Source organism: Methylobacterium iners, assembly GCF_022179305.1.
GTDB lineage: Bacteria > Pseudomonadota > Alphaproteobacteria > Rhizobiales > Beijerinckiaceae > Methylobacterium > Methylobacterium iners.
This window is the reverse complement of sequence record NZ_BPQP01000029.1, coordinates 1-20,437: the sequence shown is the minus strand read 5'-3', so window position 1 is coordinate 20,437 and position 20,437 is coordinate 1. Positions and strand designations below refer to the sequence as shown.

The following is a 20,437-nucleotide window of genomic DNA, read 5'->3' as shown; positions in this document are numbered from 1 at the left end:
AAGGCCTCGCCACGTGCAAGCCGGACACCGATACCCGAGCGGAGCGGCTCCGCTCAGCCTGCGCGGCGGCCGTAGGTGCTGTCCGGGTGCGGCTCGAAATACTTTCCGTGGCTAGGCTTCGCCGTGTCCATGCCGATGTTGAGCACCCGCAGCTCGACACCCCTCTGAGCCAATTGGGCTTGGATTCGGCAGAAGTTGGGGACGCTGCGGGAGATTCGGCTGAGATCCGTCACGGCGAGTGTATCTCCCTCTCTAGACCACTCGATCGCGTTCTCAAGACCAGGTCGAGGTCCGACCGCGGATGTCTTCTCCACGAACAGCTTCTCGACGCCTGCCGCGAGCAGCACCGCTTTTGCGCTTCCAGTCCGGCTTCCTGCTCAAACGTCGAAGTTCGGGCGAGGCCAATCAGCATATGCGAGTGCTCCGTGCCACACGACTCTTAGGCTTTGTGGCACGACCGTGCCAATGCTCAAGGTTGATGTGTATGGCACGGTCAAAGCTGGTGAAATGGAAGTGACCGCGGTCTGCCATATGGCCCTGCCTCATTGGCACCGTCGCTTACGACTGATTCATCAAGGAAGGCTCGATTGAAGGTCCCGCAATCGCCTGGCAGAGCGACTGCGCTCATCAGCTATTTTGGCCTGAAGCTTGGCCATCCTTTCATTTTTCTTCCTAAGCTGCTCAGGATTCAAGGGCGGCTTAGGCTTGCTTGCAGCAGCCTCGAGGATCTCGCGGTAGGTCATAAGGGTATTTAGTTTTATCTCCGCAATCTAAGCGGTTGCCTTTTCCTGATTGGTAGCAGTTCGGGGAACATAAGCTTGAGCACGAAATCAGGACCGTCAAATCGAGTAGAGCCTGTCGGCGAGCTCAGTTTCGTACTGGCTCGGTGGCACTTCCCCTATGTGCCTGGTCGATCCGTGAGCAGATGGAAGAGCAAGGTGCATGGGCGCGACAAAGGACCTGCTGTGCTTACTCGGCATGACTAACGATCAAAGCTTCGGCGGGCTGCACACCAGACTGTCAGTCTCTGCAGTGCGATCGCTCGATGCCCGTGTGTCGGGGCGAGGACATCACCTCACCCCGATCAACGAACCGCCTTACGCTGCTGCGGCGACCGGCATGGGAGCGTCCATGGCGCGCAGGTAGACGTCGAGCAACGTCTCGTGCTCGTCACGCTCATCTTGATCGAGCTTGCGAAGCTTTAGGATCTCCTTGAGGATCTTCACGTCCAAGCCCTCGCCCTTCGCCTCGGCAAAGATCTCCTTCTTGCCTTCCATTAAGCCCTTGATCTCCTCGTCGAGTTGCTCGACGCGCTCAATGATGGAGCGAATGCGGTCGCCTGCGATGCCTACCGTGTCGGACATGGTCACTCCCAGCTCAATCGGGAGGGGCAATCTCGTGAGCTCGGGTAAGCGTGACGTTAAGGCTAGCTGCGCGACGCGGGCGGGCCCTGCGGCGTCGTAGCAACCGTCGCGCTTGTCGACCCATGCTGGCGCGCCTCTCGCACGAGCTGCAGCGTCTCCCGCCGGATCACCCACTGATCACGTACGCTGCTGGGCACCAGGATGCCCTGCCGCGACAAGGCCATTGCCCAAGCCGCAATGCCTGCAGCCGGTGGCGCAAACGAGGGCAGGGCGCCTTCGAGTGCGGTTACCTCCGCCGCTGAGAGCCGGCTGAACCGCTTATGTAACCAACCACGTTCTCGGAGTTGCTGCAGAGCGCCTTTGGTGCTCACAAACCCAGGTCTCCCTGACAAAGCACGATCAAGCGCGGACAGGAGGATGGCTGCTTGCCAATCAGCAGGGGCGACGTTGAAGCAGCCGAGGCCGGCGATCTCGACACCAATAGCATGCGAAAGACTGTCCGCTTGGATCCTGTTGGTGTCCAGGCTCCTGCTCCGCATCGCCTGCACCTCGCGGTAAGCTGACAGGTAGACGCGTTCGAGCGCGGCCATGGATTGCTCCCAATGCGACGCAGACCGACGGAGTTCCGGCTTTGGCACTGCCGAAGGAGTGGGGCTGAGCTTCGAGTTGTGCAGCCACCGTCGCGGCGCTTGGTTGAGGATGGCCTCCTCAAGCGCAGGCCGTGATGTGCTGAGTGCCACGCTTGAAAGGTCAATCTCGACAGCAGCGATGCCTAAGCTCGCGATCTTCGCAATCTTGTCGGCGTCACAGCGGTGGGTGACGCAGAACTCTACCAGCAGGTCTCGATCGGCTCGCCAGACGATGACGTCTGGGGTGATCGCTCCCAAACGCCTCTCCAAGGCTGCTGCATCGAAGCGATAGGGTCCACCCGTGTAGCTGCGCCTCCCCTCACCACCTCGCTCTAACGGCGGCAGCACGAGCGCGAGCCTGGATGCGAGCAGTTCCTTGGCAAACCTGTGCAGGGCGGTCTCGGGTCCGCTCCGGCAGGCACGTTCCTCTGCAGCACCGTAGTGGCCGAAGTGATGCACCATCTGCTCACCCTTGCGTGCCACCAAGGGTCTTTGGCAGCTCGGGCAGCGGCAGTGGCAGGCAATCCCAGAGGGCACCTCGGAGATATGCACCAGTGTGCCGTCCGCCCGTTCGCCAAAGAACAAGCTCTCACGGGCAAGCTGCGTCGTTATATCGACCAGCACGGGCGTTGAGCTTTCTTCGCGAGAGGTTCGGCCTCTGGCCGTAACGATGCTTTCACGACTCCTCAACCAGGCGGCGCCAGGATGGCGCCATGCTGAACCTCTCGCCACCACGCGCCATCACCTTCCTTGTGTCGCTCGTGCTTATCGGATTGGCCGTCGCCAGCTTATACATGCGCATCCCAACGATCGGGCCCACCGTCGTGAAGTTCCGAACTTGGTTCTTCATCGGCGCGTACGTTGTGCTGGCGCTTGGAATTGTCTCGAAGAACTTGTGATCTCGCAGGGACTTTTCCTGTACACCCGCTCGACAAGGATGGGATGCATCCCGTATGACCGAAATACGCAGTCAGCAGATTTTGTGTCGCTGAGCGTCTTGCTTTCAGGATTTTCTCATACATGAAGCGCCGTAGTGCGCGACCGTTCACGGTCGAAATCAAGCATACCCGTACATCCCGTGCCTCGCTCACCGATGCTACTGCACGCTCTCGGAAGGGTCAGGACCTCTGGCGAGGCTTGCCGATAGCCGAAGCTGACAAGCCTTCTGAGGTGCAATCCGCGCCCGGTGCTGGCGTCGAGCCAGCGCGAGGTGAGACGACGGTTCGGCGCGTATTGCCGAGCCTTGTACCGATGTTCTCTATGTCCGTTGAGCCTGAGGCGGTGGAGGTGCGCGCAACACCCGCAGTGGAGCGTCTGCCGCGGGTTCGCCGTCCCAAGCACAAGGAGCAGCCAGCAGCCGACGCGGCCACAGCAAGCACCGCGTCCCCGGCCGCTGAGCTGACGGTTCAGCCTCAAGTCGCGCCTGTCATCTGCGCTTCTTCCTCGAAGAAGGCACCCACCGACGCCAGCTGGGCTGCTTCGCTTCAGCCTCCCCCAGCACGGCGCACTCAGCAGGCGGTGATCTTACGGCCCGGTCAGCGGTGGAAGCGAAGGCTGCCGCGCGTACTTTGGTGACTTGATCCGGACAGCCGCCGCGATACCACGGCCGCCGCAGGGGCTCAGGGAGCGAGGGGCAGGCATGACTATCGAAGCTGACGGGCGCTCGTAAAGCGTCGCATGTGTGGATCTGCCTTCCCGCTCTCCGCTGGACGGTGAGGCCTGCGACACGCTTGGTCTCACAGAGGCTTGATCTACCACAGTGAGGGATCGCCACGGAACGCCGATTCCGTACGCCAACGCGGCTCTGCTGCGGACGCTGGCTGAGCGGTTGGACCTTCAAAGGGGACGCCATGGTACCAGGGAGTAGAACGCTTGTACTCGTGCGGCATGGACAAAGCAGCGACAACGAGCAGAACCTGTTCTCCGGATTTCGCAATCCAGATCTGACGGATCGCGGCGTTGCAGAAGCAAAGGCAGCAGGACGCAGGCTGAAAGAGCTTGGTCTTCGCTTCGAGCTCGCGTTCACCAGCAAACTGAGGCGTGCCCAGCGTACGCTGGCAATCATTCTCGAGGAACTGGCGCTGGCGGACCTGCCGGTTGAGGTGGACGAGGCGTTGAATGAACGGCACTACGGCGAGTTATCGGGCTTGAACAAGGCTGAAGCCTGCACCCAGTGGAGCCCGGAGCAGGTCCACCTCTGGCGCAAAACCTACGAGGCAGTTCCACCCGGTGGTGAGAGTCTTGCCATGACTGCAGCGAGGACGGTTCCCTTTTACGAGCGCCAGATCGCTTGGCGCCTCCAGGCGGAGCAGCAGGTCTTGATTGTTGCCCACGGCAATTCCTTGCGCTCCCTTGTCATGCACTTGGAAGAACTGAGCCCTGAGGCGATCATCACTCGCAACATCGCCACAAGCGAGATCCTGATCTACACCTTCGGCGCGTCCGGTGGCATGAGCAGCAAGGTCTCTGTACTTGCTGATTAACCCTCCACCAGTCACATTGGAGAAAACAGAAGATCCTCACGACGGTGGCAATGCGAAGCGTAGAGCAAATATAAATGTCTGAGCCTATATAAACCTGGTCAGCCTCGCAGTCCACGTGAGTCCATTCTGGACAATATGAGCGTCGCGGTTCCAATTTCTTTGGGTTAATACTTCAGGGGATTGCAGCGGAAGTGGCTTTCTCTGAGCGAGAGCTCGCCGAGGCGCAGGCCCCGTGCGTCGAGCTAGCCATCGATGCAGGAGAGCTCCAGGCCCAGATCAGGGCGCTGCGCATCCAGCTCTCGCTGGCTGAGAGCGACCGAGATGCATGGCGCAGCCGTGCATATGGAACTGCGTGGGCCCTGACGGGCTGACGGCCCCGCCTGCCTTACCTTGACATCCGGCGGCTTGGCACACCCAGTGATTCCGCCAGCAACGCTCGCGCACGGCTCACCCGGCTCTTGGCTGTGCCAACCTGGCAGCCCATCACCTGGGCCGCCGCCTCGTAGGTCAGGCCCTGTGCTCCCACCAGCAGCAAAGCCTCGCGCATCAACGGCGGCAGCTTGCCAAGTACTGCCCAGACCTGCTGCAACTCCACCCCATGCTCCTGGTCTGTCAGAGCAACCAGCGTACCGGCGTAGATGCCATCCGCATCCTCGACCTCGCGCTTGCGCTTACGGCACTCGCTGTAGAACTCGTTGCGCATGATTGTGCACAGCCACGCCATCAGGTTCGTGCCCGGCGCGAAGCGATCCTGCGCCGCCCACGCCTTCAGCACCGTGTTCTGAACTAGATCGTCCGCACGTGCCTCGTTGGCGACGAGCGACAGCGCAAAGGCCCGCAGACCTGGAAGAGCCCCAGTCAGGCCCTGGCGGAAGGCTTCCGCATCCGCCCGGCTCTGCAAGCCCAGTGCGCTGTCGAGTTGCGCGATCAGGTCGAGCAGACGTTGCGGCAGCTCAGCCTGGCTCAGCACGCCGTAGGCAGCCTGCAGTTGCACACCGAGATGGTCGCGTACCGCCGCAGGTAGCGTGCCCCACTCCGTTGCATTCGGTAGGTCCGTCTGCGGCGAACCAAGTCCACCTGCTACCAGCATGTCCCTCTATCCCTAACCTTCCGCAGAGCAGGCTGTGCTGTCGTGTTGAGACACAACCCTACGGTCGAGCTTGTAGCTGCACGGGAGGCGCTGCCCCCAGCGTGTCACACTGCGTAGCAGCAGGATCATGCCGCATCCGCAGCCCGAGAGCCTTGGTAGACCAGCCACTCTGACTATACAGTGAACATCTAACCTTGGGCGTAAGCGGGATCGTTCTCTGGGGCACTCACGTTGCAGTTCATATGTAGAGTTACCGCTTCGGATAGCTGCGCTCGACCGTACCGGAACAGCAAAAACCCGCCGCGGCGTGGGCCGGGCGGGCTCAGTTCGTAAGGTATGATCAGCAGATCAGGCGGCGCGCTTCAAAGCGCCGGCGGGAACGTTCTGGTTGCCAACCTTGACGGCGCTCACCTTGCTCGCAGCGGGAGCAGTCGGAGCAAGGGCGACGAACTCGCCAGCGGACACGGCAGTGCCGGCCTTCGAGCCCACACGGTCAGCCAAGAAGGCAACCAGTGCAACGTTGGCAGCACCAGCAGCAGCGAGGGTGAGAAGCAGGGTGATCATGGCAGGCATCTCGCGGGGTTGGTTGCGTTGCAGCATTTATGGCACCGCACGACGCTGATTGGCATACCAGATGCCAAATGCCAGCCATACGTCAGACGCATGCGTAGGGCTGATATCGAGCTGAGGCCCCCGCTCAGTGCACGATAGTGCCTGCTGACAAACTGCCGCGCTTTATTTTGCATGGACAGGCGCTGAAGAACCTGCTTAATGCGCCGCAACAGAGATGCTGCAGAACGGCTCCGCTCAAGCTTGAACAACAAGCATCGGCCGTCTTCGTCAGACAAACGTGGAAACGCTGCATGTACACCGCCAGGGCGCGCCAAGCTGAGGAACTGTGGGTTGAGCTGCCTGAGCCCAATCTTGACCGTTACCTGCTGCGTTCACGCCCCCGCGCAGCCAACGACAATCTCCGCCTCTCCTCTGTAGGCATCCGTGCTGTGCAGTTCAGTGCCTGCGTAGCTCTCGTCAGCGTTCTCTCGCTCGTCAGTGCTCTAGTCCAGTAAAGCAGTTCTACCAGACTGGACGTCTACAAAACCGGTTTGCGGGGTTTATAACGCTACGCTTGCAGGACCGTAGCGACGACCTGCTTGGCGCATTAGAAGTTGCCCGACGTCCTTCGTTGCAGCCTCGGCTCGCGACAACATATCAGCGGCCTGCAGCTGGGGCGGTCCTTTGGCCGTCACTACGAGCGAGGTTTCCGCTGTCCCGTCGACGCTGACAAGGGCTGCGTAATTCAACCTAGATTGCTCTGAGCTCACCAAAAGCTCGGGCTGGCTGGCTCAATCTGGAGCTTGGTCCACTGCGCAATCATCTGATGAAGGGCCGCCTTGCCAGCTTTGCGCGCCTCATCGAAGCTGCTGAAGGTATGAAGGGAGTGCACCCTGGGTGCGCCTGGTTGCCTGATCGAGTAGGTAAAGCGCCCCGGAAGGTACGGAACGGGCCGGATATCGAGGACAAAGGGATGCGGGAACATCATACCTTTGCGTAGCTGAGGCAGGTGGCACCCGACGAGAGGTCGTGCAGCCGCTCGGCAGGATGAGCCACAGCGCGGATCTATGATGGAGATGCAGCGGCAGAGCATGACAGGTCGCTGAGATGCTGCGGCTTCGTTCGTCCCGCTCTCTAGCCCACGTGCGATGCCGTCACCTGCGGTAGTGCTCAGCGGCCGATGCATCCTGCGTGATAGCGATGCGAGGCTTCGCTATCGGTCTCTCGAGATCTTAGAAGCTGAGGGTGAAAAGCAGATGCATACATATCACCGCTTGGTAAGGTGGCGCGAGCAGTCGTAACCAGACTAGGAGTCAGGGGCATATCACCCTGTGATGTCGCGCACCTGCACTCGGTAAGTCAAAAGACCCATCAATGTAACAGGTCTATCCTGAACAAAAATGAGCAGCCGAGCCGTTAAGCTCGACTGCTCGTATGCTTCCTGATCAGCTTGGCGTTGCTTGCCTCACTCAGCGGCAACCGCGACTTCGGCCTTCTTGCCGCCACGTGCCTTCGACGTTGATGCGGAGGCTGGTCGACCGCGACGTGCCTTAGGCGCTCCCTCGATGGTCTCGGCAACCTCCGCCGCCTTCGGTTGAGCGTTCCGCCGCTGCTGCCCAAGTCCCAGAGTGCGCGCAAGAGCAGACCGCTGCGCCGAGTAGGCGGCCGACGTCATCGGGTAATCAGCAGGCAGGCCATACTTGGCCCGGTAGGTTTCCGGCGTCAGGCCGCGGATCGTGAGATGACGCTTGAGCGTCTTGTAGGCCTTGCCATCCTCAAAGCTGATCAGGCCTTCGTCGGTGATCGACTTCTTGATCTGGGCTGGCGTGGCCTTCGCCACTTCGTTCTGAGCAGTAGCGGAGGGTTGGCCCAGGCCAACCACAGCCTGATGCACGGACTGGAGCAAATCTGCCAAGCCAGAGGCCGGAACCGAGTTGTTGGACACGAATGCGCAAACAATCTCGGCCGTTAGTTCAACGGGATTGGTTTGGCCTGCCTGATCGATGGATTGAGCTTCTACGTTGTCTGACATGGAGCGCCTCTTCGTGATTCGTGAGGCTGCAATCTATGAAAACCTACATCAATGCAAGCTTGTGGCGAACTTTTTGCCGTGGAGAGCAGCGCTATTCACCAGAATCTAAACAGCAACACCGCTGTAAGTCGATCCATGAGCTCCGCGACAAGGTGCGATAGAAGGTAGGCGAACACCGTCATGCTAATCCAATCTTCGACGACCTCGGTCGGCGAATAACAGCTGCGTGGCTGATCCTGAGACGAGAAGGTTTGAGCTTGGCAGCGGGTACATGGTAGATCTTGCTGCCGCTGTTCAGGTTGACCCACACGCATGGGCACTCAAGCAGGATCAGCCAGATCGATGTTAGCTTGGGGCTTGCGCCTGTGCCTGCTCAGTCGGGCCTCGCAGTGCACGAACCAAGTCATGCGATTGCTGGCTACGTGTGCCTTGACCGGCTGTGTGGTGTCAGCAGCGCACGCTGCCGAGACGGTCCAGGCTACCAGCCCGCGAGCGAACCCCGGCCACTTGCGCATGTACAAGTACGTGCCCGATAGCTTGCCCGCGGGCGCGCCGCTCGTCGTGGCCCTGCACGGGTGCAAGCAAAGCGCCGAGAGCTTCGACGACGAGAGCGGTTGGACCGCAAGCGCTGATGCGTTGCAGTTTGCTCTGCTCCTCCCTGAGCAGCAGGAAGCAAACCACCGCGACCGCTGCTTCCGGTTCTTCTCGAGCGGTCACAATCGGCGGGATCGAGGTGAAGCGGCTTCGATCCGGGCGATGATCGAGGAGATGAAGGCAAGCCACGGCATCGATCCCGGACGCATCTTCGTCACGGGTCTGTCTGCGGGCGGTGGGATGACGGCCGTGATGCTCGCTGCCTATCCAGAGGTGTTTCAGGCCGGTGCGATCATCGCGGGCCTGCCCTATGGCTGCGCCAGTACAAGCGGCAGCATCGCCTTGGCTTGGCAGCGGTACTGGACGGACCTCTGGTACGGCGAGGGTGCCTGGGCGACGGTCCGGTGTGGGATCACGCCTGATGGCTTCCCCGGCCGGCTGACCGTCGCTTCGCGAACACCGGAAGAGTGGCGTGAACGCCTGGCCGAGGCTGGGGGAAGGCGCCCTGCCGTTTGGCCAAGGGTCTCACTCTGGCAAGGGGATCAGGATGGAAGGGTCGATCCGGCAAACCTTGCGGAGTTGATGAAGCAGTGGACTGCCGCGCACGGTGTTGACCAGACCAGCGACGAGGAGAGCCTGCTCGGGTCGCCACCGACACACCGGCACCGGACGTACCAGGATGCGCAGGGCCGGGTCAGGGTCGAGACGAACGAGGTGGCGGGATTGGGCCATGCGCTCCCCGTTAGCCCCGGCTCAGGATGTGGTCGGCTTGGGAGAAGCTTCGAGGACGTGGGCGTGTGCGCGGCCACCTCAATCGCAAGCTCCTGGGGGCTGAGCCGCTGATCGCGATGGCTCAGGACCCCCAGAGGTCAGCCTTATCACCTCAGATCAGAGGCAAAGGGTGGCGTGCAGAGCTGAGGCATTTGACCTTGGTGCCGATGGTTCAGCTGGTAGCTGAGCTTCTCTGTCCTGCAACCCGCGACATCGCTGTCAGCCGCCAACCACAGTGCACATGCGTTGCCCCACCTCATGGTCCAGGGCTTTCACATGTCGCTTCGATCCGAGACACCGCCGACACCTGCCCACCTCGACTTCGGTCAGCCACCCGACTCAGACCAGCCCACATCAGCGATGCTGAAGGCAGACATCGACAGCGGACGCACGGGCGACAAGATCCCCCATGGCGATGTCGGCGCAGCCCCCCTTGGCACCTGCGAGGAGACTGGCGGCACGCCGCCCACACCGCAGGACGTGAAGCTCGCCCGTACCAACGAGGCTGCATCAGAGCGCGTGCAGAAAGCCGCCAACGTGCATGAGAGGTCGAAGTGGCTCGTGCCGGCGTCAATTGGCGTGTTGATCGCCTTCCCAGCCTTTTTTGGTCTAGCCATGTGGCTCGCTCGCTGACCACCATCATAACTCACCCTCACACTCCGCTACTACGGCAACCTTGGCAGCGTAGCAGGCGCCTCCAGCCAGTGTTTGAGAGCGTCCAGAGCCACGCGGTTGCCATCCTCTGCACGAACCTGGGCCACAAGCGCTGCAGCCCTGGCTTGGATCGGCTCGGCCATCACTCGGCGCAGCCCCTCTTTCAATCGTTTGGCATCAAGCTTGGCAAAGGGAATGTGGGCGCCGATGCCCAGCTGCTCCACGCGATGTCCCCAGAAGGGCTGATCCGCAAACACGGAGCAGATCAGAGACGGAATACCTGCATCAAGACTGGCTGCCGTGGTTCCTGCGCCACCATGATGGACGGCCGCAGCACAGTGCGGCAGCAACCAAGAATGGTCGCTACTCTGGATGAAGCAGGCCCGATCTGTGATCTGGTGGTGGGCAGCTCCCAGACCTGCCCAGCCGCCAGAGATGACAACACGAATGACCAGCTCGTCAGCCACGGTCAGCGCCATCTGCGTGAACGCGCTCGGGTTCCTGATCGGCATGCTGCCAAAGCCGAGGTAGACCGGCTTCGGCCCGCGAGGAAGCCAGTCCAGAAGGTGAGCTGGCGCTCCCTCACCTAAGCTCGATCGTACTGCCTTCGGCAAGCGCACAATGCCTGAGGTGATCACATTGGGTGGTAGATCACCCGCATGCGGGACGAGCACCTCGCTCCACATCTGAATGGCGAGAATGCCGGTGGATCGGGACCGTGAGAGGACGGAACTCGACCAGGGCGGCAGTGACAGGCTGGCGCGGAAGGGGGTAAGCGAGGGCTCGATGATCCGCCACCCGAGGCGAGCTACCAGCTTGTAGGTCAGTAGGTTCAGGAACTCGAATGGTAGGCGCGTTCGTGTCACGAGGATGTTAGGGAAGCATCGAGTTGGTTCCTGAGGGCAGGTGTACAGCAAGCAGGCACGCACCCGGTAATACTCGGCGAGCGTGACGGCGATGTCCTCGCAGAACGTCCCGCCGACGATGGCGTCAGCACCCTCGCAGATCTCCAGCGCGCTCTGGTAGATCCTTGGTGTCACTTCCAGGGAGATCTCGGCAACCTCTCTGAAGAAGGCGCGAACGTTGCCCGAACTCAGCCAGAGCTGACCTCTCTCGGACTGCAGGATGGCAAGGCTGTCGCCAGGCAGCTTGGCGTAGGTCACGCCAGCCGCCTCAACAAACGCTTGGAGGTTCTCGGGCGCTGCGAGAACCACATCGTGACCTACGTCACGTAAGCCTACCGCCAGGGCGACTTGCGGCTGGACATCGCCACGCGACCCATAGCTTAGGATGACAATCCGCATCCGCCTCTACTCACGTATGTCTCAGCCCCAGGGTAAGAGGAGGATGAGCCTCGCTCGGTTTGATGGATTGCTGCCGCAATCAAGCCGCCATCCTATTTCGGCCGTCGGAGGTGAAATCCTCTTGTCGCCTCGTTCGCTTCTGATCTTCCCCCTCTGGGTTGCAGAGATGAAGCGCCTGTGAGGTGGTCTGTGTTGAACCCGAAACTTGGTGATCCGAGCGAAGGTTCTGAGGCCACGGCACGATCGCTTCCTCCAAGCTACAGATTGTCAATCGCTCCGATTAGGAGGACATTGATCAACGAGTCCGACTTGTAGCTTGGCTGCGTTATGGTTCTCACATCAAGGTAGCACCGATGAGCGCGCAATCGAGCCGATCAGCGGACGAGTTGGGAGCCATCATCGCGGAGGCCTACGCGGAAAAGACGCGCCCTCCGCTGACCCCTGGTCTGATCGGTGAGATGCGAGAGATCATCACCGAAGCTGTCAGGGAAGCACAGGCGGCCGGCGCGTCGCAGGCGGAGTGGTGTGAGCGGATCAACCTGACGCTGGACCGCACCGAGATGTCCCTCCACTCTGCGGTAGGCCCCCGCTTGGCAGCCCTCGATGAAGATTTGGGGATCGCGCAGATGGTTCATCGTTCAGAGGCGGGTCACCCTCTGCGGGCGTTTGGTGGTCAGTAGCCGAGCAATGCTCGCAACACGGCTCCGTGCCCGAGGTTGATGAGATGGCGAGTGAGAAGACGATGCAGTCAGCGAGCAGCCCCGCCGCGCTCCCACCCGATGCCGATTGGGCAGCCGTGCGTGAGTGGCGCAAACAGACGCGAGCAGGGCTGATCCAGGTGCGGACCGGTATCTCCGCCTCAGACCGCGCAGCCTGGAGCGACAACATCAGTCGTGCACTCCTGGAGGCGCTGGACTCCAGCAACGCAACGATCATCGGCGTCTATTGGCCCTTCAGGGGCGAGTACGATCCACGTGAGGTCATGGCGAACCTGCGGGATCGGGGAACGCGCCTGGCCTTGCCGGTGATCGTCGAGCGCGGGCAGCCTTTGGTCTTTCGGGAGTGGCAGCCCGGCAGCCTCATGACCCAGGGCGTATGGAATGTGCCCATGCCTGAGAGCGGTCAGGCGGTGATGCCTGACCTGCTCGTTGTCCCCTTCGTCGGCTTTGACGCGCAGGGCTACCGGCTCGGCTACGGAGGTGGCTTTTACGACCGCACCATCGCAGCCATGCCGGCAAAGCCGCGCACCATCGGGGTTGGTTTCAAGCTGGGGCGCCTGGAGACGATCCACCCCCAGCCCCATGACATCGCTCTCGAACGCATCATCACGGAACAATGACGAAGGGCTGATCAGAGCAGTTCTCCGTCAGGGCCGCCGGGACCCATGACTACTGCATGCGGGCAGCGGCGAGGCGCTCTTCATCGCGTCGTCGCTCGCGGGTGTTGCGACCCATCGTGAACGCGGCCGCCGCCACGATGCCCACAAACCCCAATGCGGTGGCCAGCGGGTGCAGCGTCGCGCGCGTGTAGGCGCTGGTCCGCATGACGTAGATCGGTGGGTCACCCCGGACCTGCCCTGCGTTCCTGGGCGTGTGCAGGGCGCCCTCGGGCTCTCTTGGTGGCTCGGCGCGCTTCTGCAGGGCGATGATGGCCGGTGCCAACTCGTCGTAGGCACCGGGCGCGAACTCCTTGCCCATTACGAACAGTTTGCCGCCGCCGCCCACGAAGATGTCCCGCTGCGGATGCACCGCCGTGTGGAGGATGGCGTTGGCGACCTCCTCGGGTCGGTAGATCGGCGGCGGCAGCGAGGGCTCCCGGTCCATGTAGTTGCGAGCCCGCTGCGGCAGCGGCGTGTCGATGGACGCTGGCTTGACGAGCGTCACCGAGACCGGCGCGCCCTCGGCGATCAGCTCCATGCGCAACGTGTCGGTGAAGCCCTTCACGGCATGTTTCGAGGTCGCGTAGAGCCCCTGGAACGGGAAGGCGAGGTCCGAGGCCACGCTGCCGACGTTGATCACGGCACCGCCGCGCTTCCGCAGGTGCTCAGCCGCGGTCAGCGAACCGTGGATTGTGCCCCAGAGGTTGGTCTGGATGAGGCGCTCGTGATCCTCATAGGTGATCTCGCGCAAAGGGCCGTAGACGGTCAGGCCAGCGACGTTGACCCAGGTGTCGAAGCCGCCAAATGCCGCGATCGCCTTGTCTGCAATGGCCCGCACGTCCTCGCGTCGGCCCACATCGGCTGTGACGTGGATGGCCCGGCCGCCTGCGGCTTGGATGTCATGGGCGACTCGCGCGAGGACGTCGCCGCTCCGTGCGGCCAGCACGAGGCGGGCGCCGCGTCTCGCGGCCATGCGGGCTGTTGCCAGCCCGATGCCGCTCGAGGCTCCCGTGATCACGATGACCTGTTCGCTCAGCGGCTTGTGTTGCATCGCACTCGCGCTCCTCGTCGGGCATAAATTCCAGAAGGGGCTACGCACGAGCCGCGTCAGCGTTGCCTCGGCCGCTCAACGGAGCGATCTCGGCGGCATGGGCAGAGCGTGAGTCCACCAGCCCGCAGGACGTCGCAAGGTGTTCAGCGTATGGCGATCTTGGAGGGGAGCAGTGAAAGTGCAGCCAGCCCTGACTGATCGCCGGAATCAGGCCCCGACGATCCGCTCATTAAGCTTCTGATCCACGGTTTGAACCGTTTGATCAACGTCTGCGTTCGGTGCGCCAAGTTGATGCGAGATCAGCTTAACCAAGAGGTCGACCCGCTCGATGAAGGGGGCCCCGTTCGCAATCGCTCGGGCTGCCGATGAAGGATTCAGCAGGCTTTCTGCAGCTTTGGCATATTTATCGAATGGCACCAGATCTGCAGGATCGGCGCCCAAACGCTTGGCGATCGCATCGACATGCTCGTAGATGGCGCGCGAACGTGACAGGTCGCCGTGCACTGCATCCCGAATCGACTGCATCCCCTCGGACTCGATGCAACGATAATTGCCGGTCAGCAACATCGACCACTTCGCGAGAGGAACGAATAACGACTTGAAGACCTTCAGCTTGACGGGAACGTCCTGTCCATCGAGCCGCACGGCGTCGATGTCCGCCTCAAGCTCCCGGAGCAGGACATTGTGCGCTTCATCCGCAAACGTGGCGGCCTTGAAGTTTGTGGCCAGCCCGACGTGAAGAATGTTCGGGGCTTCACCTGATGGCCGAAAGGCTTGTGGATCGGGCGAGCAGAGTGACATCAGCCCTGGTTCAAAGCGGTCCCAAACGCCAGGATTGGTATAGGCATCCGCCAAGTCCATCTCGGCAAGAGCCGGGATCCGCTTCAGGTATGGCAACGGCGGCATATTCATAATCGACAGGCACGGCAGCTTTGCGCCTGCGATCTTGATCATCAACATGCGAATGGTGTGGTTGGTATATTGCGGCTCCTGCATCGCAAGGCTGACTAATTCATACCGGGTGAGATCGACGTCTTCCGGTGGGGTCGCGTCCAAAATTCCGGGGAGTTTACGCGAATAGATTGAACGATGATCCGATTCATCGCGAAATTTGATGCGGACCTCGGTGCCTTCACGGTTGATTAGGTCGGCCGTCTTTCTTCGGCAGACAAGCGTTACATTGTGACCAGCCATCAAAAGCTTCGTCGCAAGGAGGGAGCCGTACGAGGCCCCTAAAATTAGAATGTTGCGTGGCACGCTTGCTTCCCCCGAAATATCCGTACGCGTCCGGTCCGGGTTCGGAGTTAGGGCGCAGCCGACGGCCTCACCACGTGTGGCATGACCCACGGGACCAAGGGGGAGCTAGGCTGACTGTCGCTCTGCACACTACGCTCGAGACTCGCATCTCGCGCCCACCGCGTGAGTAGTCCGACTCTGCGCTTCGGACACTTGAACACATTGTTGGAAGGAACGAACCATGCCTCGAGAAGCAGGCTTGGCGGGTCGCTTTCCGTCGCAGAATCATGCAGGAACGCACGTACCTGGCTCACGTTCGCCGCCCAACCTACGTAAGCCAGGCGCAGAGCGGGCCTGACCAGCAAGGACATCGGCAGAATCTACGAAGGCGCGCGGCGCAACACGCTCGCTCTGGAGAAGCAGGGCCTAGATCAGATGGAGCACCAGCTCTTCAGGCTCGAGCGCTACCCTGAATATGCCGCCGTCCTACGCCGTCATGTCGAGACCACGAGGGGCAGGTCGCACGCTTGAAGAGAGCGTAGGAGGCTATCAGCGAGAGCGCGTCAACACTCAAGGAGACGGTCACGAGCGTGGCGGCCTCGCTCGGTGAGGCCGTGCATGCCGCTGCTCAGGATGAGACCCTGAAGAACCTCTACAAGGTTACGCCTGCCAGTACGACCAGATCGCCGCCTACCGCTAGCTTGTCGTCATCGCTGAGCGCGCCGGCAAGGCAGACCAAGCCCCCTGTTCCAGACAGGGGTTGAGGAGGAGACAAGGCGGCCGGGGATATTGCGGCGCTGATCGAGCCGGTTACCAAGAACTACCTCGACCTGACGCTCAGTGGGTCGAAGACCGGCAGCTAAGGAACGTCGCCGTGGACGACCCCACTCCTGTTGCTGTCACCGTCGAGGCTTGCGGTGAGAGCCAGGCGCGTTTCCGCTGGCACCTGACGGACGCGAACGGGGTGTCCGTTCGGGTCTCGTCGGAATCCTACGACTCCGCTGAGGATACCAGTGAGGCAAGTCAGCAGGTGCGGTTTAGACGCCGATCAACGTGCTCAGAGCTTGATTGCAAAGTGAGCGGATGAATCTCCTTGGGATGCTGATCCCATCAGGAACTGATCCGATTAGTCGTGAGAGCGCGGCGGTGCCAGAGCGCAGCGGGGAGGTCAGAGGAGCACGTGTCCGTTCTGTGTGGGACGATGCGCTACTGAAGCTGCGGGCAAAGACGGCACCTGTCGCCTAACGGGCAAGTCGCTCTGCGTTGGCAGGCCCGCTAACCGGCGGGCTATTTGGGTTGTCTTCCCTTGTCTGACGGCAAGCTCGTGAAGCTCTTGTTGCCGGGTTGACGCACAGCAGCGGCTACAGTCTTGCAGGCGAGCGTTACCGTCTTCACCGACCAGCCTTCCACAGGGTGGAAGGCTTTCTTGCGCACGGGCGTGCACACGGGAATCGGTGCTGGGGTAATTGCCACCTTGGTGGATTTGGTGGGGGCCATCGCCGGACGGGCGGAAGCCGTTCCTGACGCAAGCAACAGAGCAATGAGGAGGAAGCGGTAGGCCATGGAGGAGACCTCGAAGAGCGCCCAACAAGACAACGCTTCAACCTGAACCGTTGTTCAGGAAACGAGGCAGGATCTCTGAAGAATATTGGACCGACGACAAAGGGGAGGGGCGGGGTCACAGATCTGCCTTACCCGGCTCAGGCTTCAGCAGGCCGCGCGCTCACTTTCAACCGTGGTCGAGGACTGCATAGGCAACGTGTGCCGTCGCTGGTGCGCCTGGGGCTGCAGCCGTCGCGGTGGGCGCAAATGCTTGTGCGGGAAGTAAGCGCCTATCGCGTGATGAAGTGATGATCTGCCGACCCTTCATCACTCTGGAGCTTCTGACGCCGCAAGTGCGGCCAACTCTGTCGCTGATTGCGCTCGCACACGTGAGCCAATCGTGCCCCGAGCCGGCACCATCGGCAGAAAGGCAGACAATCCGAAGGGCTCACGCATATCGAAGTAGATGGCCTGCATGCCACCGCGCTTGTGGTAGGTCTCGTGCCAGAACTCAGTTCCGCCTGTGTCGCGTGAGAAGCGCGCCCACCATGCGCGATGTGGCTCGGACCTCGCCCAGGTTTCCATGGATTGAAGGTCGCGCCAGTACCATCGCATTCCAGCGTGCAGTGGGAAGAACTGAAAGATGATGTTGTTCTCGTACCTGAGCAGCCCCTCAGGCCCATTCCCACCGGCTCTGTCGATCGGTGGGCCGATCTTCAGGATCGTGAGGGCACCACGAAAGCTCTTGGCGCGCATGCCCAGGATCATGACGACCAGATCGGGATAGGCAGAGAAGTCAGGCGTTTCCGCCTTGACCCTGTAACCGGCCATCTTGAGCACTCCAGGAGCGTCGACCCGACGAGAGGTGTTCGCGAATGAAGCGCGCTGGGGATTGGGGGATTTGCACCACGCCAGCGCGCTCAGTTTCCCAGCATTCGCAAGCCAACTACCAACCGACTGGTCCAGTTAGCGCTGGGATGATTTCTGCTTTGGCAGCTTCACCTCGCCCTTCCACTCCCCAGTGAAGTCGGTCTTCGAGCTGTAAGCGACTGAGAACGTGCCTTGGCCTTTGACCCCAGCGAACTCACCCGTGGCCCCACTGTCGCGGTAAGTGCCTGAAGCGGTGACGCGGCCCAGTGCATCGGTGGTGACCGTGCCCTTGTAGGCGCTGGACGTCGACCCTGTGGGAGTGGTGAAGGTGATGGTCCCCTGCACCGGGCCTTGGCCGTTCTTCAACGTCACCGTCTCGCGCCACTGGACCTTTGCACCATCGAGCGGCGTGCCAGGACCTGTGTTCACGCCGGTGGCAGTTTGTTCGATCTTGATGTGATCAGGGCTGCCGAGTGGCTGCACGTTCTGACCATCGACGCGTCCCGTGTAGGTTCCGCCCATGGGCATTGCGTATGCAGGGGCCGCGAAGGAAAGCGCAACACACAGGGTGGCAGTGGGGAGGGCTAACATCTGGTACATGGAATTCGCGCTCCATGAGTTCAGCCGAAAGCTAGACCGCACTTCAATGTGTCGGTCGAAAACTAGGGTAAGTTGCAACGAAAGCTGTCGTCAATGCGAAAGCAGCATCCTCGGCTTCAGTTTCTTCCAACTCTGTCGCACCGGCTGGTGGACAAGGTTCGAGATGCCTGAGGACCCTACCGAAGCGTTAGACGACGACACCACGGGGTAGACGGTGGTGCTTTCCGTGAAGGAGTTTGTAGACACGGAGGTGATCGATGGCGGCGACACGGTCGTCCTGCGCTTCAAGGCACCTGATGATCGCGAGGTGATCCTTCTCGTCCCCTAGCATGTCATTGCAGACCTGAGCGCCCGTTTTGCGGGTAAAATGAGCTCGTGGCAGTAGCGCGGCCCACAAGGCTGCCGCCCTGGTCTAAGCGTAGCATTAGTCTCCCATGAGCGCTCGTCTTCTGTCACCTCATGCCCAGCGCGTTCTCGCCTCGCTGTCGGATGAGTTCGCCACACCCGGCCAGATCGCCCTCAGAGCTGACCTGCCAAAGCGCACACGAGCCGCAACCGTGGCAAGGATCTGCGATGCTCTGGTTCAGGATGGGCTGGCAGAACGGGCCGTCATCCACGAGCGACAGCGATGGCGGAAGGCGTTAGGGCCTGGTGTGTAAGCGGCGTTCACGCTGAAGAGTTGTCTAGCAACAAGGCTGCAGCTTTAGGAACGTTCTCTCAGGCTCATGCATTGAGGCAGGCGTTAACTTGGGAGAAGTTCCATGCGTCTGCCACTCAGCACACTCACCGTGTTTGCCATCTTGTCCGCCAGCTCGGCCATTGCCCAGACCAGCGTCACTGGGCAGCCCGCACCGGATGCCAGCACCAGCGAGAAGTCAGGTGGTCAGAAGGCCGTGACGCGCCCGAACACTGACCGTCCCGACGCCAACAACCCCGCCTCCGCAGGCGCCGCATCGAGTGCCAAGCTCGAAGAGGGCGCAAACAGCTTCACCGAAGATCAGACCCGCAAGCGCCTTGAGGATGCGGGCTACAAGGAGGTGAAGGAGCTGAAGAAGAACGACAAGGGCATCTGGCAAGGTAAGGCGATGCTCAACGGCAAGTCAGTGACTGTCGGCGTGGACTTCAAGGGCAACGTCGCAGCTCAGTAAGCGGCAGCGTTTCCCACAGACCTAGAAACAAGAACATTGGAGGCCGCCATGGCTCAGCAAACCATCACAGCTCTGTTCGATCGTTACGAAGAGGCAAGCGCCGCTGTTGCAAAGCTCGAAGCAACGGGCATCCCGCACTCTGACATTAGCATCGTCGCCAACAACGAGAGTGACCGCCACACCAGCCTGATCGGACGGGATGACGGGGACCACAAGGAAGCTAAAGAGGGCGCTGAGACCGGCGCAGGGACTGGTGCCTCGCTTGGCACGGTTGCAGGCGGAGCTCTCGGACTTCTCACCGGGCTTGGCCTGATGGCTATTCCTGGCGTTGGGCCCGTCGTGGCAGCCGGCTGGTTGGTGACGACGCTTGCCGGAGCCGGCATCGGTGCAGCTGCCGGTGGTCTCATTGGTGGACTGACGGGAGCGGGCGTGAACGAGGCTGACGCCCACACCTACTCGGAGGGCGTGCGGCGGGGTGGTACGCTCGTGACGGTACGGGCAGATGAAACACGGGCCGTTGCTGCTATGGATATCTTGGAGCAGCACGGCTCCGTCGATGTTGATGAGCGGGCGCAATCCTGGCGCTCGGAGGGCTGGACCTCGCCCGCTGCAACTGAGCACAGCAGGGTGACCGGCTCTGCAGCGGGAGCAGGGTTGACCTCAGCTGGTGTCGTAGAGGGGCGTCCCCGTGTTCGCTCCTACACGACGGGGACCTAAAGCGTCGGGGACGCTGCCGAAACCTAAAACGATTTGAGCCCGCCCAGCTATGCTGTGGCGGGCTTTTGCTATCTGCTTGCAGCAGCACGCTGTCAGCGTGGTGGGTGGTAGTCACAACCTGCCGATTGCGCCTGTTGCATCATCCGCTGCACCCGCATCCTGGCAAACGCAGCCTCGATTTCGCGCAGCCCAGCTTCGGCCTCAGTGGTGTCGGCGTCCTCAGCCATCCGGAAGGCGATATGGAGCATCTGCTCGATCCGACGTTCTTCGAGAATGGTAATCAGGCGGTCGAGACCAGAGAGCCGATCCTCCGCTATCATCCGCCCGCCTTTTGATCCTGCTCACGCATTACTGCTGTTCATCATGTACTACAATCGTGCACGCATCAGCAGCTTCGCGTAGATGCGTGCACGATTGTAGTA

Annotated in this window: 21 protein-coding genes; 9 read left to right on the top strand and 12 right to left on the bottom strand. The window is 61.4% G+C overall.

What is annotated here, in order from left to right:
- Nucleotides 1–53: 53 nt before the first annotated feature.
- The 3 genes from MFF55_RS10000 to MFF55_RS09990 all read right to left on the bottom strand — a co-directional run bounded on the left by MFF55_RS10000 (nucleotide 54) and on the right by MFF55_RS09990 (nucleotide 2,617).
- The gene (locus tag MFF55_RS10000) at nucleotides 54–347 is read right to left on the bottom strand and encodes a recombinase family protein (RefSeq protein WP_238243941.1); all 294 of its coding nucleotides are present in this window, start codon (nucleotides 345–347) and stop codon (nucleotides 54–56) included.
- A gap of 750 nt (nucleotides 348–1,097) precedes the next feature.
- Nucleotides 1,098–1,364: a DUF2312 domain-containing protein gene (locus tag MFF55_RS09995; protein WP_238243993.1), complete on the bottom strand. Its 267-nt coding sequence runs from the start codon at nucleotides 1,362–1,364 to the stop codon at nucleotides 1,098–1,100.
- Between the two features lie 62 nt (nucleotides 1,365–1,426).
- On the bottom strand, nucleotides 1,427–2,617 hold the full coding sequence (locus MFF55_RS09990) for a competence protein CoiA family protein (RefSeq protein WP_238243940.1): 1,191 nt from the start codon (nucleotides 2,615–2,617) through the stop codon (nucleotides 1,427–1,429).
- A gap of 89 nt (nucleotides 2,618–2,706) precedes the next feature.
- On the opposite strand from MFF55_RS09990, the gene MFF55_RS09985 reads away from it, so the two are divergent.
- Both MFF55_RS09985 and MFF55_RS09980 read left to right on the top strand, forming a co-directional pair.
- On the top strand, nucleotides 2,707–2,892 hold the full coding sequence (locus tag MFF55_RS09985) for a hypothetical protein (protein ID WP_238243939.1): 186 nt from the start codon (nucleotides 2,707–2,709) through the stop codon (nucleotides 2,890–2,892).
- Between the two features lie 951 nt (nucleotides 2,893–3,843).
- The gene (locus MFF55_RS09980) at nucleotides 3,844–4,476 is read left to right on the top strand and encodes a 2,3-bisphosphoglycerate-dependent phosphoglycerate mutase (RefSeq protein WP_238243938.1); all 633 of its coding nucleotides are present in this window, start codon (nucleotides 3,844–3,846) and stop codon (nucleotides 4,474–4,476) included.
- Between the two features lie 385 nt (nucleotides 4,477–4,861).
- Here the strand turns inward: MFF55_RS09980 and MFF55_RS09975 are convergent, their stop codons facing one another.
- The 3 genes from MFF55_RS09975 to MFF55_RS09965 form a co-directional block, all read right to left on the bottom strand.
- Nucleotides 4,862–5,566, bottom strand: coding sequence for a sigma-70 family RNA polymerase sigma factor (locus tag MFF55_RS09975; RefSeq protein ID WP_238243937.1), 705 nt, complete (start codon nucleotides 5,564–5,566; stop codon nucleotides 4,862–4,864).
- Between the two features lie 348 nt (nucleotides 5,567–5,914).
- Nucleotides 5,915–6,166, bottom strand: a complete 252-nt coding sequence (locus MFF55_RS09970) for a hypothetical protein (RefSeq protein ID WP_238243936.1) — start codon at nucleotides 6,164–6,166, stop codon at nucleotides 5,915–5,917.
- Nucleotides 6,167–7,583: 1,417 nt separating this feature from the next.
- The gene (locus tag MFF55_RS09965; RefSeq protein ID WP_238243935.1) at nucleotides 7,584–8,150 is read right to left on the bottom strand and encodes a Ros/MucR family transcriptional regulator; all 567 of its coding nucleotides are present in this window, start codon (nucleotides 8,148–8,150) and stop codon (nucleotides 7,584–7,586) included.
- Between the two features lie 312 nt (nucleotides 8,151–8,462).
- On the opposite strand from MFF55_RS09965, the gene MFF55_RS09960 reads away from it, so the two are divergent.
- Both MFF55_RS09960 and MFF55_RS09955 read left to right on the top strand, forming a co-directional pair.
- Nucleotides 8,463–9,587, top strand: coding sequence for an extracellular catalytic domain type 1 short-chain-length polyhydroxyalkanoate depolymerase (locus tag MFF55_RS09960; protein WP_444980373.1), 1,125 nt, complete (start codon nucleotides 8,463–8,465; stop codon nucleotides 9,585–9,587).
- A gap of 288 nt (nucleotides 9,588–9,875) precedes the next feature.
- Nucleotides 9,876–10,148 carry a hypothetical protein gene (locus MFF55_RS09955; protein WP_306421411.1) on the top strand — a complete coding sequence of 91 codons (273 nt, stop codon included), beginning with the start codon at nucleotides 9,876–9,878 and terminating at the stop codon, nucleotides 10,146–10,148.
- Between the two features lie 32 nt (nucleotides 10,149–10,180).
- Here the strand turns inward: MFF55_RS09955 and MFF55_RS09950 are convergent, their stop codons facing one another.
- Nucleotides 10,181–11,473 carry a glycosyltransferase gene (locus MFF55_RS09950; RefSeq protein ID WP_283206721.1) on the bottom strand — a complete coding sequence of 431 codons (1,293 nt, stop codon included), beginning with the start codon at nucleotides 11,471–11,473 and terminating at the stop codon, nucleotides 10,181–10,183.
- Nucleotides 11,474–11,826: 353 nt separating this feature from the next.
- On the opposite strand from MFF55_RS09950, the gene MFF55_RS09945 reads away from it, so the two are divergent.
- Together MFF55_RS09945 and MFF55_RS09940 are read left to right on the top strand one after the other, a co-directional pair.
- The gene (locus MFF55_RS09945) at nucleotides 11,827–12,153 is read left to right on the top strand and encodes a hypothetical protein (RefSeq protein ID WP_238243933.1); all 327 of its coding nucleotides are present in this window, start codon (nucleotides 11,827–11,829) and stop codon (nucleotides 12,151–12,153) included.
- Between the two features lie 44 nt (nucleotides 12,154–12,197).
- The gene (locus MFF55_RS09940; RefSeq protein WP_238243932.1) at nucleotides 12,198–12,812 is read left to right on the top strand and encodes a 5-formyltetrahydrofolate cyclo-ligase; all 615 of its coding nucleotides are present in this window, start codon (nucleotides 12,198–12,200) and stop codon (nucleotides 12,810–12,812) included.
- A gap of 49 nt (nucleotides 12,813–12,861) precedes the next feature.
- Here the strand turns inward: MFF55_RS09940 and MFF55_RS09935 are convergent, their stop codons facing one another.
- The 5 genes from MFF55_RS09935 to MFF55_RS09915 form a co-directional block, all read right to left on the bottom strand.
- Nucleotides 12,862–13,902, bottom strand: coding sequence for an SDR family oxidoreductase (locus MFF55_RS09935; RefSeq protein WP_238243931.1), 1,041 nt, complete (start codon nucleotides 13,900–13,902; stop codon nucleotides 12,862–12,864).
- A gap of 207 nt (nucleotides 13,903–14,109) precedes the next feature.
- The gene (locus MFF55_RS09930) at nucleotides 14,110–15,159 is read right to left on the bottom strand and encodes a ketopantoate reductase family protein (protein WP_238243930.1); all 1,050 of its coding nucleotides are present in this window, start codon (nucleotides 15,157–15,159) and stop codon (nucleotides 14,110–14,112) included.
- A gap of 1,266 nt (nucleotides 15,160–16,425) precedes the next feature.
- Nucleotides 16,426–16,701 carry a hypothetical protein gene (locus MFF55_RS09925; RefSeq protein ID WP_238243929.1) on the bottom strand — a complete coding sequence of 92 codons (276 nt, stop codon included), beginning with the start codon at nucleotides 16,699–16,701 and terminating at the stop codon, nucleotides 16,426–16,428.
- Between the two features lie 306 nt (nucleotides 16,702–17,007).
- A complete protein-coding gene (locus MFF55_RS09920; protein ID WP_238243928.1) occupies nucleotides 17,008–17,511 on the bottom strand; it encodes a monooxygenase family protein in 504 nt (167 codons plus the stop codon).
- A 135-nt stretch (nucleotides 17,512–17,646) separates the two neighbouring features.
- Entirely contained in the window at nucleotides 17,647–18,150 is a 504-nt protein-coding gene (locus tag MFF55_RS09915; protein WP_238243927.1) for a hypothetical protein, read from the bottom strand.
- A 761-nt stretch (nucleotides 18,151–18,911) separates the two neighbouring features.
- On the opposite strand from MFF55_RS09915, the gene MFF55_RS09910 reads away from it, so the two are divergent.
- The 3 genes from MFF55_RS09910 (at nucleotide 18,912) to MFF55_RS09900 (ending at nucleotide 20,350) form a co-directional block, all read left to right on the top strand.
- Nucleotides 18,912–19,298, top strand: coding sequence for a hypothetical protein (locus MFF55_RS09910; RefSeq protein ID WP_238243926.1), 387 nt, complete (start codon nucleotides 18,912–18,914; stop codon nucleotides 19,296–19,298).
- Between the two features lie 48 nt (nucleotides 19,299–19,346).
- Entirely contained in the window at nucleotides 19,347–20,015 is a 669-nt protein-coding gene (locus tag MFF55_RS09905; RefSeq protein ID WP_238243925.1) for a general stress protein, read from the top strand.
- A 134-nt stretch (nucleotides 20,016–20,149) separates the two neighbouring features.
- Complete coding sequence (locus MFF55_RS09900) at nucleotides 20,150–20,350, top strand: hypothetical protein (RefSeq protein WP_238243924.1); 201 nt, start codon at nucleotides 20,150–20,152, stop codon at nucleotides 20,348–20,350.
- The last annotated feature ends 87 nt before the right edge of the window (nucleotides 20,351–20,437 follow it).

Coding starts and splice junctions, on each gene's coding strand:
- MFF55_RS09985 (WP_238243939.1), top strand. CDS start 2,707: ATGCTGAACCTCTCGCCACCACGCGCCATCACCTTCCTTGTGTCGCTC.
- MFF55_RS09955 (WP_306421411.1), top strand. CDS start 9,876: ATGCTGAAGGCAGACATCGACAGCGGACGCACGGGCGACAAGATCCCC.
- MFF55_RS09910 (WP_238243926.1), top strand. CDS start 18,912: ATGCGTCTGCCACTCAGCACACTCACCGTGTTTGCCATCTTGTCCGCC.
- MFF55_RS09970 (WP_238243936.1), bottom strand. CDS start 6,166: ATGCTGCAACGCAACCAACCCCGCGAGATGCCTGCCATGATCACCCTG.
- MFF55_RS09935 (WP_238243931.1), bottom strand. CDS start 13,902: ATGCAACACAAGCCGCTGAGCGAACAGGTCATCGTGATCACGGGAGCC.
- MFF55_RS09960 (WP_444980373.1), top strand. CDS start 8,463: ATGGGCACTCAAGCAGGATCAGCCAGATCGATGTTAGCTTGGGGCTTG.
- MFF55_RS09940 (WP_238243932.1), top strand. CDS start 12,198: ATGGCGAGTGAGAAGACGATGCAGTCAGCGAGCAGCCCCGCCGCGCTC.
- MFF55_RS09915 (WP_238243927.1), bottom strand. CDS start 18,150: ATGTACCAGATGTTAGCCCTCCCCACTGCCACCCTGTGTGTTGCGCTT.
- MFF55_RS09995 (WP_238243993.1), bottom strand. CDS start 1,364: ATGTCCGACACGGTAGGCATCGCAGGCGACCGCATTCGCTCCATCATT.
- MFF55_RS09905 (WP_238243925.1), top strand. CDS start 19,347: ATGGCTCAGCAAACCATCACAGCTCTGTTCGATCGTTACGAAGAGGCA.
- MFF55_RS09980 (WP_238243938.1), top strand. CDS start 3,844: ATGGTACCAGGGAGTAGAACGCTTGTACTCGTGCGGCATGGACAAAGC.
- MFF55_RS09975 (WP_238243937.1), bottom strand. CDS start 5,566: ATGCTGGTAGCAGGTGGACTTGGTTCGCCGCAGACGGACCTACCGAAT.
- MFF55_RS09945 (WP_238243933.1), top strand. CDS start 11,827: ATGAGCGCGCAATCGAGCCGATCAGCGGACGAGTTGGGAGCCATCATC.
- MFF55_RS09965 (WP_238243935.1), bottom strand. CDS start 8,150: ATGTCAGACAACGTAGAAGCTCAATCCATCGATCAGGCAGGCCAAACC.
- MFF55_RS09950 (WP_283206721.1), bottom strand. CDS start 11,473: ATGCGGATTGTCATCCTAAGCTATGGGTCGCGTGGCGATGTCCAGCCG.
- MFF55_RS09920 (WP_238243928.1), bottom strand. CDS start 17,511: ATGGCCGGTTACAGGGTCAAGGCGGAAACGCCTGACTTCTCTGCCTAT.
- MFF55_RS09925 (WP_238243929.1), bottom strand. CDS start 16,701: ATGGCCTACCGCTTCCTCCTCATTGCTCTGTTGCTTGCGTCAGGAACG.